Origin of the sequence: Candidatus Liberibacter brunswickensis (genome assembly GCF_036858155.1) — a bacterium.
GTDB classification, from domain to species: Bacteria; Pseudomonadota; Alphaproteobacteria; order Rhizobiales; family Rhizobiaceae; genus Liberibacter; species Liberibacter brunswickensis.
In genome coordinates this window covers 40,282-54,655 of the sequence record NZ_JAAEJX010000011.1, presented here as the reverse complement: position 1 = coordinate 54,655, position 14,374 = coordinate 40,282, and the positions used below count along the sequence as shown (strand labels likewise).

The window sequence follows — 14,374 nt, the reverse complement described above, 5'->3', positions numbered from 1 at the left end:
ATATGATAAGATGAAATTAGAAATGGCTAAATTGAACAATTCAACTCAGTTAGATCTAGAAGAGATTAAATACGGGATTGAAGAGTTAAAGGCTGATCAACTTATTAAATTAGCAAGAGTTAAAGCTCAACAAGCCAAAAGTGGTATTAAGTGGATAGATGGAGTTAATGCTTTAATACGACCATTTACAACTGTTTTTATGATTATGGTTTATCCTTCAATGTCAACTTATCTAATATCAAAAGGGGTTATAGCCACGGATCCTTTAGCTCTACTTAGCCCTTATAGCCAAACTATCATTGAACACATAATTGGCTTTTGGTTCACAGATTTAGTCGTTAGGAAGAGAAAGAAAGTTATAAAACATAAATAACTTTATAGGTTTTTTTTGTTTGCAAAAAAGCATACGTAAGAAGAGACTGGAGTAGATAATATCTAAATCAGGTCAAGTTAGTAACATTGAACATATGACTTCACATTATACACTATACACGAACCATATTCATCTCGTCCTAAGCATTCAGTTTCAGGGTATCCGAACTTCGCTTTTTTATATTCTTTATATCCCCAATTTCTACATTTCTCCGCGGCTTGCTTTAAAATATCTCGGATTTGCTTATTGGTTACTTTGTATAGCCTACCGCTCAGATAACTAAATTTCACTACGCCATCAGCTTTACTGCCGCCAACTGTTGATATTACAGGTGGTGCAGGTCGTATAGGTACTATAGGTGGTACAAAATTTAACGCCGACAAAAGTTGTACCACCCCCAAAAATAAGAGAGATGGTATTAAGAAAATTGGTATAAAAACTTGGCTGAGAAATGTTCTTAATAATCTATAAGCGTTATTCCAACTAATCACTCAATCCCCACATATACAAAAAATTACAACATTAAGTTGTCGGTATCATGTATGCTTCGCTTGTATGAGTCAAGGAACGGAGGGAACTTAATTACTAATTAGTTAAAAAGGCTGTATATATGAAGGTTTCACCACTTTTAATATCTCTGATTAAACACTTTGAAGGATTACACTTGAAAGCCTATTTATGTCCAACAGGTATTTGGACTATTGGCAATTATCGTAATAGTACTTTCAGAAAATATGTTGATAAAGCTAATTGGGAGCAAGCGTCTCAGGAATGTCAAAGATGGGTTTACTCAAGAGTTAAGAAGCTAAAAGGTTTAATTGTGAGAAGGGAATTTGAAGCGGAGTTGTTATCAAGGTTAGATTGGCTAAAAAGGTGCGGAGTCACTATAAGAAAAACAGCCTAGAATCAACGCCCCCTTAAAGTGGGGTAGGGTGCGTTTAAACCATTGATTTTACGTTATAATTACGATTATAATAAATAATTATTAATAAACCTATTTATCCAAAATTCTTCATATTATTAAATTCTTTTGTATATCACAAGTATACTATGTTATTGTTTTTTATTTTTTTCATTAAGAATTTTGAGTGCACTTTCTAGGTTGATTGTATCAGGATCTTCTTGTTTTGAAAGGCTTGCATTGATTTTTTTCCAACTAATATAAGGACCATAACGTCCGTGATGAATCGTGATATATCCACCTTCTGGATGCATACCTATTACATTGCTTTTTTTTTTAGAGTTTTTTCTAGATTTTTCGTTTTTCTGTTTATTCTTAATATAAGAAATTGCTTCCTCAAGATTGATTGTTAAGACTTGTTCTATTGATTCTAATTTAGTGTATGATCCATCATGGTTAAGATAACATCCGTATTTCCCAATTCCAGTTATGACGCTTTTTTTAGTTTCAGGATGTATGCCTATTTCTTTAGGTAAAGATAGTAAAGACATTGCTTTTTCATAATCTACTATATCTTTTTCCCAGTTTTTAGGTAGACCACAACGCTTTGCATTATCTCCATCTCCTCGTTGTACATAGAATCCAAAACGACCTGATCGTAACGTGATAGATTCTTTTGTTTCTGGATCTTCTCCGAGGAGTATAGGATCTTTTGTTTCTGGCGTATTTTGTTGGTTCGACGTCAATTGGCGTGTATACTTACACTCTGGATAATTAGTGCACCCGACAAAAGCTCCATATTTACTACTAAGTTTTAAAGACAAAGGATTAGTATTACATTCAGGACATGTACGATTATTTTCATTATTATCTTTATTATAAAATATTACCGACGATAAAGTATCATTTAAAATATCTAATACATTTGATATGCGAAGTTTTTTTATATTGTCAATTTTCTCAATAAAATTTTTCCAAAATTCATTTAAAACTTCTTGCCAATCAAGTTTACCGTTAGAGATTTCATCTAGTTTTTCTTCAAGATCTGCTGTGAAATCATATTCTACGTATTGGTTAAAGAAATTTTCTAAAAATGCTGTAACTATCCTGCCTGTATTTTGTGGTAAAATCTTGCGTTGTTCGGTAATTACATATTTTCTTTTGTATAGTGTTTCTAAAATTGACGCATAAGTAGAAGGTCTTCCAATTCCTAGTTCTTCCATTTTTTTAATTAAAGAAGATTCTGAATAACGTGGAGGTGGTTCAGTGAAGTGCTGAGACGAATTGGTTTCTTTATTAATAAGTTTTGTATTTTCATTGATATTCGGAAGAAGTATATTCTCAGTTGAATTTTTTTCTTTATCAGTTTGATATTCCCATACTTTGAGAAATCCATCAAAATGTAAGCAAGATACTATGGTGGATAAATTTGCTACTTGATCGTTATACTTAGCATAAATACTAAGAGTTGTACGTTTAAATTCAGCTGAATCCATCTGGCTAGCAACGCTGCGTTTCCATATCAAATTATATAGTTTAAATTGGTCTGAATCCAAAAATTGTTTCATTTTTGAAGGTAAACAATTAAAGTCAGTAGGTCGGATAGCTTCATGTGCTTCCTGAGCATTTTTTGATTTAGAGGAATATATCCTTGGTTTTGTAGGAAGATAACGATCTCCATAATGAGAAGTAATATAGCTTCGTACTTCTTCGAGAGCATCGGTAGATATATGTATACCATCTGTTCTCATATAAGTTATTAATCCAATTGTTTCGCCGTTAACATCGATTCCTTCATATAATTTTTGTGCTATGCGCATAGTATATGTAGCAGAAAAACCTAATCTAGATGAGGCTATTTGCTGAAGAGTAGAGGTGGTAAAAGATGGCCAAGGATTACGCTTGACAGTTTTTTTCTCTATTGTTTTTACGACATAAGTGGCTTTTTTAAGGAAAGAAATTAGTTTATCTGCTTCTTCTTTATTTCTAATTGATTTTTTATCAATGCGTTGGCCATCAAATTCTATGACATTTGCTATAAATTGATCTCCACTAGGGATTTCTAATAACACCGAAAATGACCAATATTCTTCTGAAACAAAACATTCTATTTGATTTTCGCGATTACATATGAGTCGTAAAGCTACAGATTGAACACGACCTGCTGAACGAGCTCCTGGGAGTTTTTGCCATAAAATTGGTGATAGATTAAAACCTACAAGATAATCTAATGCGCGTCTAGCTAGATAAGCATTAACTAGATCTAGATTGATTTCTCTAGGATTCTTCATAGCATCTAGGACGGTTTTTTTTGTTATAGCATTGAAAGATACACGTTGAATTTTTGTGTTTTCTATTAGATTTTTTTGTCGAAGAACATCTAAAATATGCCAAGATATAGCTTCTCCTTCTCTGTCAGGATCTGTAGCAAGAATTATTGTTTTAGATGATTTAACAGCACTGAAAATATTTTGCAGATGTTTTTGAGATGAAGAATCAATTTCCCAAATCATCTCAAATTTTTTTCCGGGTAATACTGATCCTTTTTTAGCAGGTAAATCACGTATATGTCCAAAAGATGATAATACTTTATAATTTAATCCTAAATACTTACTGATAGTTTTCGCCTTAGCGGGTGATTCTACAATTATAACATTCATTTTTTAATCTCTATAACAAGCATGTAATTTAATAATATATTACTTGATTCCTTAATAAAATTTATTTTCAATCACAAATATTGTTCTTGATACTGTAATTTATAAAGCATGGATATGTGATTTTTTATTTTCTAAATCAATCTCCATGTTTTTGAATAAATTTCATTTAGATTGTAATTATGCCAATATTTCAAATTGATTGATAAGAATCAAATTGCGTTGTTAACGATACTTTTCCTTCAGAATGGTGGCATAATTTACCCGCTAAATCTAATTCTAATAGCACGAGATATACAGTAGGAGCTCCTATGCCTGTATGATTAATGATATCATCTATGTGGATAGGAACATTGTTTAAAGCTTGTGCTACTATCATCCTTTCATTTTTATTATATTCAGGATAATTAGTGATATTAAGGTCTTTTATTTCATTTATATTGGATGATGATGAAAAAAAGTTTTGCTTTACTTGTGAGTGTAGCATCTGAAGAACGTCATGAGAAGAAGTAATAAGGGTAGCTCCTTCTTTAATAAGTTGATTTGTTCCTTCGCAGCGAGCGTCTAGAAGTGATCCAGGCACAGAAAAAACCAGTCGTCCATATTCTCCTGCAATTCTAGATGTGATAAGAGATCCTGATTTTTTATTTGCTTCCACAACTATTAACCTAATCCTATTCCTGCAATGAGACGGTTACGACGTGGAAAATCATATGCTCGAGGTTCCCATCCAAAAGGCATTTCACTAATTATTATTCCCTCATTATTGCAAATTTCTTCTAATAAATTACGGTTTTCTGGTGGATAAAGAGAATCTAATCCTCCTGCCATGACAGCGATAGTTCCTGTTTTTATTGTTGCTCGATGGGCGGCGGAATCTATACCTAATGCTAATCCTGATACAATGTTATATCCTTCGCTTCCTATTTCGCAAGCGATTTTTTCTGTAAACTTTATTCCACTTATAGATGGATAGCGTGTGCCAACAATACCTACAGAGGGTTTTGTGGATATATCTTTTAAATTACCTTTGATTGCTAACAAAGGTGGAGGACAGTCTACATAACGTAATGCTGATGGATAATTTGGTTCGCTAAGAGCAACAAAACTTGCTCCTAAGGAATTTGCTGTTTCTATTTCTTTTTCAGCTGCTTCTTTAGAATAAACTCTTGCTTTCTTACTGATACTGCCTCTTTGTGCAAGTTCAGGGATCATTTCTAGAGCTTGTTCTGCTGAACCAAAATAATTAATCATATCTCGAAAAGTTGCAGGTCCTATATTATCGCTGCGTATCAGACGTAACCAAGAAATTTTTTGGTTATCTGTCAGATATACTCCTCTTTTTATAGGATTCATTTTTTTCATTATGTTGTTTTATTACTTTCTTTTAATAAAATTTTTATTGTTAAGAATAATTTTTTTTTCTGATCCTATAATAAGTCTTTTGATATTTTCTATGTGTTTCCAATAGACTACAATAGTCATGAATGTAAATATTATGGATATATTAATTTCTGGGGATTTGATTAATATTACAATTGCAATAATAAGTGTTGAAAGAAGAGATGAAATTGAAGAATAACCTGTAAAAACAAAGGATGATATCCAAACGAATATAAAAAGCTCAGCCATATTTGGTGCTAATGCGATCAAAAAGCCAATGTATGTAGATACTCCTTTGCCACCTTTGAATTTAAGCCATACAGGAAATATATGTCCTAAAAATGTTGCTAATCCTGCTAAACATCCAACTTTATTATCGAATAACTTGCTGATAATTATGATAGTAACAGTTGCTTTGAGTGCATCAAGAACAAGAGTAGTAAAAGCAATTTTTTTATTGCTAGTTCTGAGTACATTTGTCGCACCTATATTCCCAGATCCTATAGACCGTATATCTTTAAATCCAAGCACTCGTGTAAGCAATAATCCAAAAGGTATTGAGCCGATAATATAGCTTATAATAATTGATATTATTTGTGCAATTAGTTGATAGGATGCAAATTGTAAATTATCCATAAATTAATTAACTTTCTAGTGTATATATCGGTTTTCCTGATACATAGGTTTCAACGACTTTCCCTGTAAAGAATGCTTTTTCAAAAGCAGTGTTTCTATAAAGCGATGTCATATCGTTTTCTTTAAGATTCCATTGATAATCTAAATCTATTAAAGCTATATCAGCTGATGTGTTAGGTTTCAATGTGCCGCTTGGAAGATTAAATATTTGAGCAGGTCGTGTTGACATGGCATAAATGAGTTTTTTTAGGGATATTTGTTGTCCATGGAATAATCTTAAGGCTGCAGACAACATTGTTTCCAATCCTATTGATCCAAAACTTGCTTCTGCAAAAGGCAGAAGTTTTGTGTCTATATTGCAAGGAGTATGATCAGAAACTATGATATCTATATCACCTTTAGCAAGTGATTCAACCATACTCATACGTTCTTCTTCAGAGCGTAATGGAGGTAATACTTTTCGTAAGCTATTGTACATTTCTACATCGTTTTCATTCAATATAAGATTATTTATTGAAATTCCACATGTTGCTTTTGTATTATTTCTTTTAGCATGATTTAATATTGAGATTGATTGAGGAGTAGAAATAACAGAAGCGTGATAGTGTACTCCAGTATGTTGTGCTATTATTAAATCCCGTGATAATGGTATTGTTTCTGAGATTGAGTTTATTCCTACTAATCCTAGAGAATTAGCTATTATACCATCATTAATAGTTCCTTCTGCTCCAAGAAAATAATCGTGAGTATCTATCGCAACTATTGCGTTAAGCATATGTGCGTATTTCATAGAATTAAGAAGAACTTGTGTATCGAACATACTCGTTGGGCTTTGTACAAAGCTGACTATACCTTGTTCTTGAAGAAGTCTAATTTCATTTATTTTTTTCCCTTCCATTTGATGTGTTAGACAAGCGGTTGGGTATACATGAATAAGTGAATTGGATTGTATATCCTTCAATGAATACTTGATAAAAGTATATTCATCTATTAAAGAGGATATTCCTAAAGGCATTAAAATGACAGATGTAACTCCTCCCTCCGCTGCTTCTTTTGATAATGTGGCAATGTTCTTGCTGTATTGCTCCGGTGGACCGTCAAGTGTGACTCTTGCATCAACTAATCCAGGAATTGCAACAAGTCCTTTGCAATCACGTACTGGATAAGATTTCGGAATTTTTTTATTAATAGCATCGGCGCCAGAAGCCGATATAATTCCATCTTCAACAATAATTGTGCCAATTTCGTCAATATCTCGACTGGGATCTATAATTCGTGCATTATTTAAAACAAAGGATGTCATAGTTCTTTCTGTTTGATTTTATTTTGGTTTGCAATAAGTCCTTCGATAATAGCCATGCGAATAGCTACACCTATTTCGACTTGATATTGAATAATGCTTTGTGGTCCATTTGCTACACAAGATGAAATCTCGTAATCACGATTTATGGGGCCAGGGTGCATAACAATTGCATCTTTTTTAGCATATTTTAGCTTTTCTTGATCAAGGGTATACATATGTCTATATTCTCTCATTGATGGTATGAGAGATTGTGACATTCTTTCCGCTTGCATGCGTAATATTATAATTATATCCACATCTTTTAATCCCTTTTTCATCTCATGAAAAACTTCTACTCCCATGTCAGATATATTCGTTGGAAGTAATGTTGTTGGAGCAATAACGCGTATTCGTGCTCCCATGATATTGAGTAGAATTATATTTGAACGTGCAACGCGTGAATGTAAAATATCTCCGCAAATTGCTATATTTAAATTAGATATTTGTCCTTTAAAATGGCGAATAGCAAAAGCGTCAAGTAATGCTTGTGAAGGATGCTCATGTGTGCCATCACCTGCGTTAATTATGCTAGGGCCTTTAATCTTACGAATCAATGCATTAATAGCTCCAGAACAAGGATGGCGGATAACGATGATATTAGGTCGTATAGCATTTAATGTAGATATGGTATCTAGTATGTCCTCTCCTTTTTTCATTGCAGAGTTTTTTATATTAATATTTATTACATTAATTCCAAGTAATTTTCCTGCAATTTCAAAAGAAGATTGTGTACGCGTAGATGCTTCTAAGAAGAGGTTGATTTGGGTTAATAAACGAGATCCTGCAATGGGTGGATTAAGTTGGCGATTTATTCGAAAATATTTATTTGCTTGATCCAATAAATAATTTATATTTTGTGCAGAAAGATCTTTAACAGTAACAAAATTATATAAGGGAAAAGAATACATTACACGCTCTCCAAAAAAGCTATTATTCCTTCTTAACATAAAGAGTAATGATTGTTAATGACTTATATAAGGAATCGTTATAAACATTGAGTATAAATGTTTATATGTTTATGTTTGTAAATAATTTTTTATAGTTGTAGGGAAGTAAATTGGTCAGTGACACTAATATGTCCTAATTATGTCATTTAGAAAAGTTTACCGAAAATTAGTCATGAATCAAATATACAATCCATTAGATTCCCTTTCTGAATTGAATCAACCATCTCTTTTTGTTGGAATGAATGCATATAGCAGTGATTCTTTGCTTGTTGCTCTTTCTGCTAATTTTCCCAGTGCTTTTCATAAGGATCTTGAATCATTAGGGGAATATGTTTTTTCTTGTTCTTCGCAAGAATTAGCGCGTATGGCAAATCATAATATTCCACAGCTTCATGCGTATGGACCAGGTGGAGAACGTTGGGATAGAATTGAATTTCATCCGGCTTGGCATGCCTTATTGCGTCGTTCTATACACGATGGTTTGCATTGTTCTATCTGGGATAGAAGTTTTAAGCCTATAGTGCGCAAACAAGCACATAAAATAAGGGCAGTACGTTTGTATTTAATGGCTCAATTAGAAGCTGGGCACCTAATTTCCCCCAGTATGACCAGTGCATCAATGGTTGCTTTAATGACTACTCCATTAGTAAATAAAGATTGGGCTCCTAAAATATTTTCTCGGGAATATGATCCTACTAGTAAAGCTCCTATGCAGAAATCTTCTGTGACAATTGGATTGGGATTAACTGAGAAAAAAGGTGGAACTGATATATCTGCTATCACTTCTCAAGGTCACAAAATCAGTGATGGTATATATTGTTTATCGGGACATAAATGGTTTTTATCTGCTCCTATGAGTGATGCTTTTATTATGATTGCGAAAGTAGAAGGTCTCTTCGGTTGTTTCTTAGTTCCAAGACTACTAGAAGATGGTTCTCCTAATGGTCTTTGCTATCAAAGGTTAAAGAATAAAATTGGTAATCGATCAAACGCTACTGTTGAAGTAGAATTTTCTAATACCTTCGGGTTTTTGCTTGGGGACCTTGGTGAAAATGCAAGTCCTATTGAAGATATGAAAATATTGATATATTTGGATTGTGCTATTATGTCTGTATCAGGAATGCGTGTTTCTCTTGCTGAAACTATTCATTATGCTCGAAGACGTTATGTTGAGGGTAGTGCTTTAATTGATCAGCCAGTTATGCAAAGAGTAATAGCAGATATGGCTCTTGATGTTGTTGCTGCAACAGCTCTTTCTTTTAGATTAGCTAATTCTTTTGATGAAGCTAAATCTCGTTCTGAAGAAGCTGCTTATGCACGTATTATGGCTCCTATTACTAAATATTGGTGTTGTAAAATATCTCCGACAATTATTGCTGAGTCGATGGAATGTATTGGAGGGTCAGGTTATATAGAAGAAAGATCTATTGCACGACATTATAGAGAATCTCCTGCTAATTCTATTTTATTAGGTTCTGGAAATGCTATGGTATTAGATGTTATTAATCTTTTGGAAAAAGGATCAAATTTATTTGATCATCTCTTTGTTAACTTAGAAAAAGATTTAGGTGTATCTGGTAAAAAAGTTATTGGGATTCTTCAAAATACAGTCTCGCTATGTAAAGAAGATAAGGGATTGGCTCGTCTTTTGACTGAAAAAATAGCATTAGCTTCTTCTGCAGCTGCTCTTTATAAAGTTGGTATGAATGACATAGCTGATGCGTTTTTAGAAACAAGGTTTTTCGGAAATTGGCATTCAACATATGGGATGTTGAATAGTCGATTCAATGCTTCTAACATCATAAATTCTGTATACTTAAATTATTGATGGGTATTATCAATTGTTTTAATATTTTAAGAAAAATAATTTTTAATTGACTGAGTATGAGATTACTTTTTGATAGATTTTTGTTTTTGTAAAATTAATGGACTACATTGCGTAAAATGAAATTAATGTTATGCCAATGGTAATTAATAAGATTCCTACTCCAGTTGTCCAGTAAAATGGTTCATGCCAAACAAGAGATGAAACGCATGTAATGGTTATTATAATAGCGGAAGTAACTATAGTTTGTGCGATTTGTAAAGGGAAATGTACAATAACCATGATATAGAAAAAGAAGCTTGCAGCATATAATAAAAAGCCGATCCAAAAGAACATATTATTTGCAAAGTATATAGAGTCGTATAATCTACCATTTCCTGCTTGAGATGTTGTGGATATTTTTACAAAAATACTAGATAAAATACTAAGTACTATGTTTATAAGTAAAAGAAACCACTTCATTATTTCTCCTTTTCGTTTATTAAAGTTCTACTGGTTAGGATAGTGCTATGCACATCGTGTCTTTTACCTCCTATACGAAACAATATGTTTTGCAAAATATACGATCAGGTATTTTCTATTAAAAGGTAAAGAAAATCATCAGGACTAAGCATTATGATGTCAAATCATATGCTTGTCGTTCAAATAAACCTGAAAAATCAGCTTATATTACTAAGCTTCACGAAACAAATACGTACAATTTAAAAGCATTTTTTTTACATTTTGTCAAGTAATATGCATTTTATGCTTCTTATTTTATATTATGTAACTAATTCATTTAAGATATAATTATATTTTTTCTTCATTATTTACATTAAATTATTGTAAAGCAATTTTATAAGCTTATCAGTAAAACATTAATTTTATTATGGGTTATCTGATAGCCATAATAATCGGTTTCTATTCTTTATGACCATATATTAAACATCATTTAAATAAATTTTTACTTCGTAATTATTATATTTTAATAAGTTTCTACCTTTAAAAAATTTACTAATCTTTTTTAAAGTTGTATACGTAATAAAGTACCAGAAAATATTATGTATAATTTAGTATTTAGATAAAATGAGAATAAATACATGACAAAAAAATCTCTTATTATTTTACCAAATTCTATTTTAAGGAAAGTATCTAGTCCAATAGAGACAATCAATTCTGATATTATGCAATTAATAGATGATATGTTTGAAGTCATGTATTCTAATGAAGGTATTGGCCTAGCGGCTGTTCAGATCGGTGTTTTATATAGACTAATTGTCATTGATTTGCATGGATGTGATGGTAGTAAGAAGCCGATGGTACTTATTAATCCTACCATATTGTCGTTATCAAGTGATTGTTCTTTTAATCAAGAAGGTTGTTTGTCTATTCCGAATTATAGGGCTGATGTAAAGCGATCTTCTTTTATGACTGTGAAATATACAGATTGTGATTCACAGACTCAGATTATATATGCAGATGGATTGTTAGCGACTTGTTTGCAACATGAAATTGATCATTTGAATGGAGTACTATTTATAGATCACATATCACGTTTAAAACGTGATATGGTAATAAACAAGTTCTCGAAATTAGCTAGGTTGCGCGATTAAATTTTAAATTAATCTATAAAAGGAGTATGATCTACATTGCGAGTTGTTTTTATGGGTACATCAGAGTTTGCGGTTGCTACTTTGCAAGCTCTTGTTGCTTCTTCTCATAGTGTTGTATCTGTTTATACTAAACCGCCTCGTCCAGCTGGAAGACGTGGTTTGAAGTTTGTTTCTTCTGCTGTATATAAAAAGTCCAAGGAGTTATGTGATAATATATTTATTCCTAGTAAGCTTGGCCAAGAAGAATATGAACAATTTTTGAGTTTTAATGCTGATGTTGCCGTAGTTGTTGCGTATGGATTACTCATTCCTAAACGTATTTTAAATGCTACGAAATTAGGGTTTTACAATGGTCATGCATCTTTATTGCCTCGTTGGCGTGGAGCGGCTCCGATACAGCGTGCTATCATGGCTGGTGATAGTGAAACTGGAGTGGCAATTATGAAAATGGATGAGAATTTAGATACAGGTTCAATTGCTTTGATGGAAAGTTTTCCAATAGTTTCAAATATAAACGCATTAGCATTACAGCATGAATTAAGTATTATTTGCGCTAATTTAATGGTTAAAGCTATGGATAAGCTTGAGAAAAATGATCTTCCTCTTTCTCCTCAAGTAAAAGATGGTGTTACTTATGCTAAGAAGATTTCTAAAGATGAGACTCGTGTGAATTTTTTTCAACCTGCGGAAAATGTTCATAATCATATTAGAGCACTATCACCTTTCCCTGGATCATGGATAGAAATGGTAATTGGAAATAAACGTGAGCGTATTAAATTATTGGAATCCCAATTATTATTAGATGGTAAAGGTATGCCTGGTGAAGTTATCAATTCAAATTTTACAATAGCATGTAGTCAAGGAGCAGTTCGTATTATGCGTTTGCAAAGAGCGGGGGGGCAGGCATTAAATATCAAGGATTTTCTTTTAGGATATCCGGTCAAAGAAGGCTGTATAGTTGGTTGATGATACGTTATTGTATGATCATTGAATATGATGGCAAAGGATATTTTGGTTGGCAAAGACAAAAAAATGGCCCTTCAATTCAAGGATCTATAGAAAGATCTATTTTTTTGTTAACAGGTGAAACTGTGACAGTGCATGGTGCAGGACGTACCGATTCGGGTGTTCATGCCCTTGGACAAGTTGCACATTTTGATTTGAGTAGAGAATGGATTCCAGAAATATTATGTAATGCATTGAATGCTTATTTGAGAATATCCGATACTATTTCTATCCTTAATTTAAAAGTAGTAGATAAACAATTTCATGCTCGTTTTTCTGCAATTCGTCGTAGTTATATTTATCGTATTATTACTAGAAAATCTCCTCTCACCCTTGAAAAAGGACGAGCATGGTTGATTCCTAAAGTCTTGGACTGTGAAAAAATGAGAATAGCGGCACAGTATTTAATTGGTAGACACGACTTTACTACTTTTAGATCAGTGCATTGTCAATCTTTATCTCCTATACGTACAATTGATTATTTTGATGTTAGTTTATTTAAAGATTTAATTGAAATTCGTGTTGTTGCTAGGAGTTTTTTGCATACTCAAGTACGATCTTTTGTTGGTAGTTTAAAATTAGTAGGTGAGGGGAAATGGACACCAACTGATCTAAAAATGGCGTTACAATCTCAAGATCGCAAAAAATGTGGGCCTTTATCTCCTTCTGAGGGTCTTTATTTTTATTCTGTAGAATATTATTGATAGTAAGTATGTTATTTATTGTTTTTTTGAGTAATGAGATATGTCTTCAAAAAGATGAAAGAAGTAAATCCATATTTTGAATTGCTGCTCCTGCTGCTCCTTTTCCAAGGTTATCAAGAACGGCTATAATATTGATATATGGTAATTCAGATGATCCAAAACAAAAAATATACATTTTATCATTTCCGGCCATCATCTCACAGTCTATGGTATTAATTTTTTTGCTATCTTCTAATGGAACAATTGATATTATATCTTGTCCAGCGTAATACTCTAGGAAAATAGAATGTAATTCTTCTAGGCTTATTTTCCATGAGAGATGTTCTATGTTAAGTGGAATTTGAATGGTTATTCCTTGAGGAAAACGACCTACAGATGGTAAAAACATAGGATAACTTTTTATTAAGCTATGCTTTTTTATTTCTGGTAAATGTTTGTGTAAAAGATTTAGGCTGTACAAAAAATGATTATTACTGATTGAATCCTGCATATTTGTTTGTTTCATGCGGGATATTAATTCTTTTCCTCCTCCTGTATATCCAGAAACGGATTTTATAGTTACAGGATATCCGTCAGGTAAAATTTTTGTTTTACGTAATGGACGTAAAATTGAGATGGCTCCTGTAGCATAACATCCTGGATTGGATACATAGCGTGCCGATCGTATTTTATCTGTTTGTAACCTATCCAGTTCAGGGAACCCATATACCCAATCTGGTGCAATTCTATGCGCAGTTGAAGTATCAATAATACGACTACTGATGCCGTTTTTCTTAATTAATTTAATAGTTTCTAATGACGCAACGTCTGGCAAACAAAGAATTGCTATATCTGCTGCATTTAAAAGATCTTCTCGAAATTTAACATTATGTCTTTCTTCAATTGGAATGGATAAAAGGTTCAAATCCTTTCGTCGTAGTATACGATCGCGAAGTTTCAATCCAGTTGTACCATGTTCTCCATCTATAAATATATTATACATTTGTTTTTAAAAAGAGAAAAGAACGCA

Annotated in this window: 13 protein-coding genes and 1 pseudogene; 6 read left to right on the top strand and 8 right to left on the bottom strand. The window is 32.5% G+C overall.

All coding sequences use genetic code 11. From position 1 onward, the window contains the following. The coding region (locus GY664_RS04040) for a hypothetical protein (RefSeq protein WP_333948189.1) at positions 1–373 on the top strand (373 nt) is incomplete at its 5' end. Positions 374–450: 77 nt separating this feature from the next. On the opposite strand, the gene yecR is transcribed toward GY664_RS04040, so the two are convergent. Next, positions 451–768, bottom strand: a complete 318-nt coding sequence (gene yecR, locus GY664_RS05075) for a YecR family lipoprotein (protein ID WP_408612134.1) — start codon at positions 766–768, stop codon at positions 451–453. A gap of 215 nt (positions 769–983) precedes the next feature. Here yecR and GY664_RS04035 point away from each other — a divergent pair, with 215 nt between their 5' ends. Next, complete coding sequence (locus GY664_RS04035) at positions 984–1,277, top strand: glycoside hydrolase family protein (protein ID WP_333948188.1); 294 nt, start codon at positions 984–986, stop codon at positions 1,275–1,277. Between the two features lie 149 nt (positions 1,278–1,426). Here GY664_RS04035 and topA read toward each other — a convergent pair whose 3' ends face one another. From topA to GY664_RS04010, 5 genes and pseudogenes are all read right to left on the bottom strand, one after another. Beyond that, complete coding sequence (gene topA / locus GY664_RS04030; RefSeq protein WP_333948187.1) at positions 1,427–3,934, bottom strand: type I DNA topoisomerase; 2,508 nt, start codon at positions 3,932–3,934, stop codon at positions 1,427–1,429. Positions 3,935–4,124: 190 nt separating this feature from the next. Then, positions 4,125–5,296 (bottom strand): annotated as a pseudogene (dprA, locus tag GY664_RS04025) (DNA-processing protein DprA). Positions 5,297–5,308: 12 nt separating this feature from the next. Continuing rightward, positions 5,309–5,950 carry a glycerol-3-phosphate 1-O-acyltransferase PlsY gene (plsY, locus tag GY664_RS04020; protein ID WP_333948186.1) on the bottom strand — a complete coding sequence of 214 codons (642 nt, stop codon included), beginning with the start codon at positions 5,948–5,950 and terminating at the stop codon, positions 5,309–5,311. 7 nt (positions 5,951–5,957) lie between these two features. Then, positions 5,958–7,253: an amidohydrolase family protein gene (locus GY664_RS04015; RefSeq protein ID WP_333948185.1), complete on the bottom strand. Its 1,296-nt coding sequence runs from the start codon at positions 7,251–7,253 to the stop codon at positions 5,958–5,960. Beyond that, positions 7,250–8,200: an aspartate carbamoyltransferase catalytic subunit gene (locus tag GY664_RS04010; RefSeq protein WP_333948184.1), complete on the bottom strand. Its 951-nt coding sequence runs from the start codon at positions 8,198–8,200 to the stop codon at positions 7,250–7,252. The genes GY664_RS04015 and GY664_RS04010 overlap by 4 nt, the downstream gene beginning before the upstream one ends. Before the next feature lie 211 nt (positions 8,201–8,411). On the opposite strand from GY664_RS04010, the gene GY664_RS04005 reads away from it, so the two are divergent. After that, positions 8,412–10,067, top strand: coding sequence for an acyl-CoA dehydrogenase family protein (locus GY664_RS04005; protein ID WP_333948183.1), 1,656 nt, complete (start codon positions 8,412–8,414; stop codon positions 10,065–10,067). Positions 10,068–10,169: 102 nt separating this feature from the next. Here the strand turns inward: GY664_RS04005 and GY664_RS04000 are convergent, their stop codons facing one another. Beyond that, entirely contained in the window at positions 10,170–10,526 is a 357-nt protein-coding gene (locus GY664_RS04000) for a hypothetical protein (protein ID WP_333948182.1), read from the bottom strand. Positions 10,527–11,143: 617 nt separating this feature from the next. Between GY664_RS04000 and def the strand changes: the two genes are divergently transcribed. The 3 genes from def to truA are packed head-to-tail and all read left to right on the top strand — an operon-like array spanning position 11,144 to position 13,365. Next, positions 11,144–11,656 carry a peptide deformylase gene (gene def, locus GY664_RS03995; RefSeq protein WP_333948181.1) on the top strand — a complete coding sequence of 171 codons (513 nt, stop codon included), beginning with the start codon at positions 11,144–11,146 and terminating at the stop codon, positions 11,654–11,656. Between the two features lie 36 nt (positions 11,657–11,692). Beyond that, a complete protein-coding gene (fmt, locus tag GY664_RS03990) occupies positions 11,693–12,622 on the top strand; it encodes a methionyl-tRNA formyltransferase (protein WP_333948180.1) in 930 nt (309 codons plus the stop codon). After that, complete coding sequence (gene truA, locus GY664_RS03985) at positions 12,622–13,365, top strand: tRNA pseudouridine(38-40) synthase TruA (protein WP_333948179.1); 744 nt, start codon at positions 12,622–12,624, stop codon at positions 13,363–13,365. Before fmt ends, truA begins: the two co-directional genes overlap by 1 nt. Before the next feature lie 46 nt (positions 13,366–13,411). Here truA and argC read toward each other — a convergent pair whose 3' ends face one another. After that, on the bottom strand, positions 13,412–14,347 hold the full coding sequence (gene argC / locus GY664_RS03980; protein WP_333948178.1) for an N-acetyl-gamma-glutamyl-phosphate reductase: 936 nt from the start codon (positions 14,345–14,347) through the stop codon (positions 13,412–13,414). Positions 14,348–14,374 lie beyond the last annotated feature (27 nt).

Bases quoted from the DNA above. Each gene is read 5' to 3' on its own strand.
- GY664_RS04035 (WP_333948188.1), top strand. From the start codon at position 984: ATGAAGGTTTCACCACTTTTAATATCTCTGATTAAACACTTTGAAGGA.
- topA (WP_333948187.1), bottom strand. From the start codon at position 3,934: ATGAATGTTATAATTGTAGAATCACCCGCTAAGGCGAAAACTATCAGT.
- plsY (WP_333948186.1), bottom strand. From the start codon at position 5,950: ATGGATAATTTACAATTTGCATCCTATCAACTAATTGCACAAATAATA.
- GY664_RS04015 (WP_333948185.1), bottom strand. From the start codon at position 7,253: ATGACATCCTTTGTTTTAAATAATGCACGAATTATAGATCCCAGTCGA.
- GY664_RS04010 (WP_333948184.1), bottom strand. From the start codon at position 8,200: ATGTATTCTTTTCCCTTATATAATTTTGTTACTGTTAAAGATCTTTCT.
- GY664_RS04005 (WP_333948183.1), top strand. From the start codon at position 8,412: ATGAATCAAATATACAATCCATTAGATTCCCTTTCTGAATTGAATCAA.
- GY664_RS04000 (WP_333948182.1), bottom strand. From the start codon at position 10,526: ATGAAGTGGTTTCTTTTACTTATAAACATAGTACTTAGTATTTTATCT.
- def (WP_333948181.1), top strand. From the start codon at position 11,144: ATGACAAAAAAATCTCTTATTATTTTACCAAATTCTATTTTAAGGAAA.
- truA (WP_333948179.1), top strand. From the start codon at position 12,622: ATGATACGTTATTGTATGATCATTGAATATGATGGCAAAGGATATTTT.
- argC (WP_333948178.1), bottom strand. From the start codon at position 14,347: ATGTATAATATATTTATAGATGGAGAACATGGTACAACTGGATTGAAA.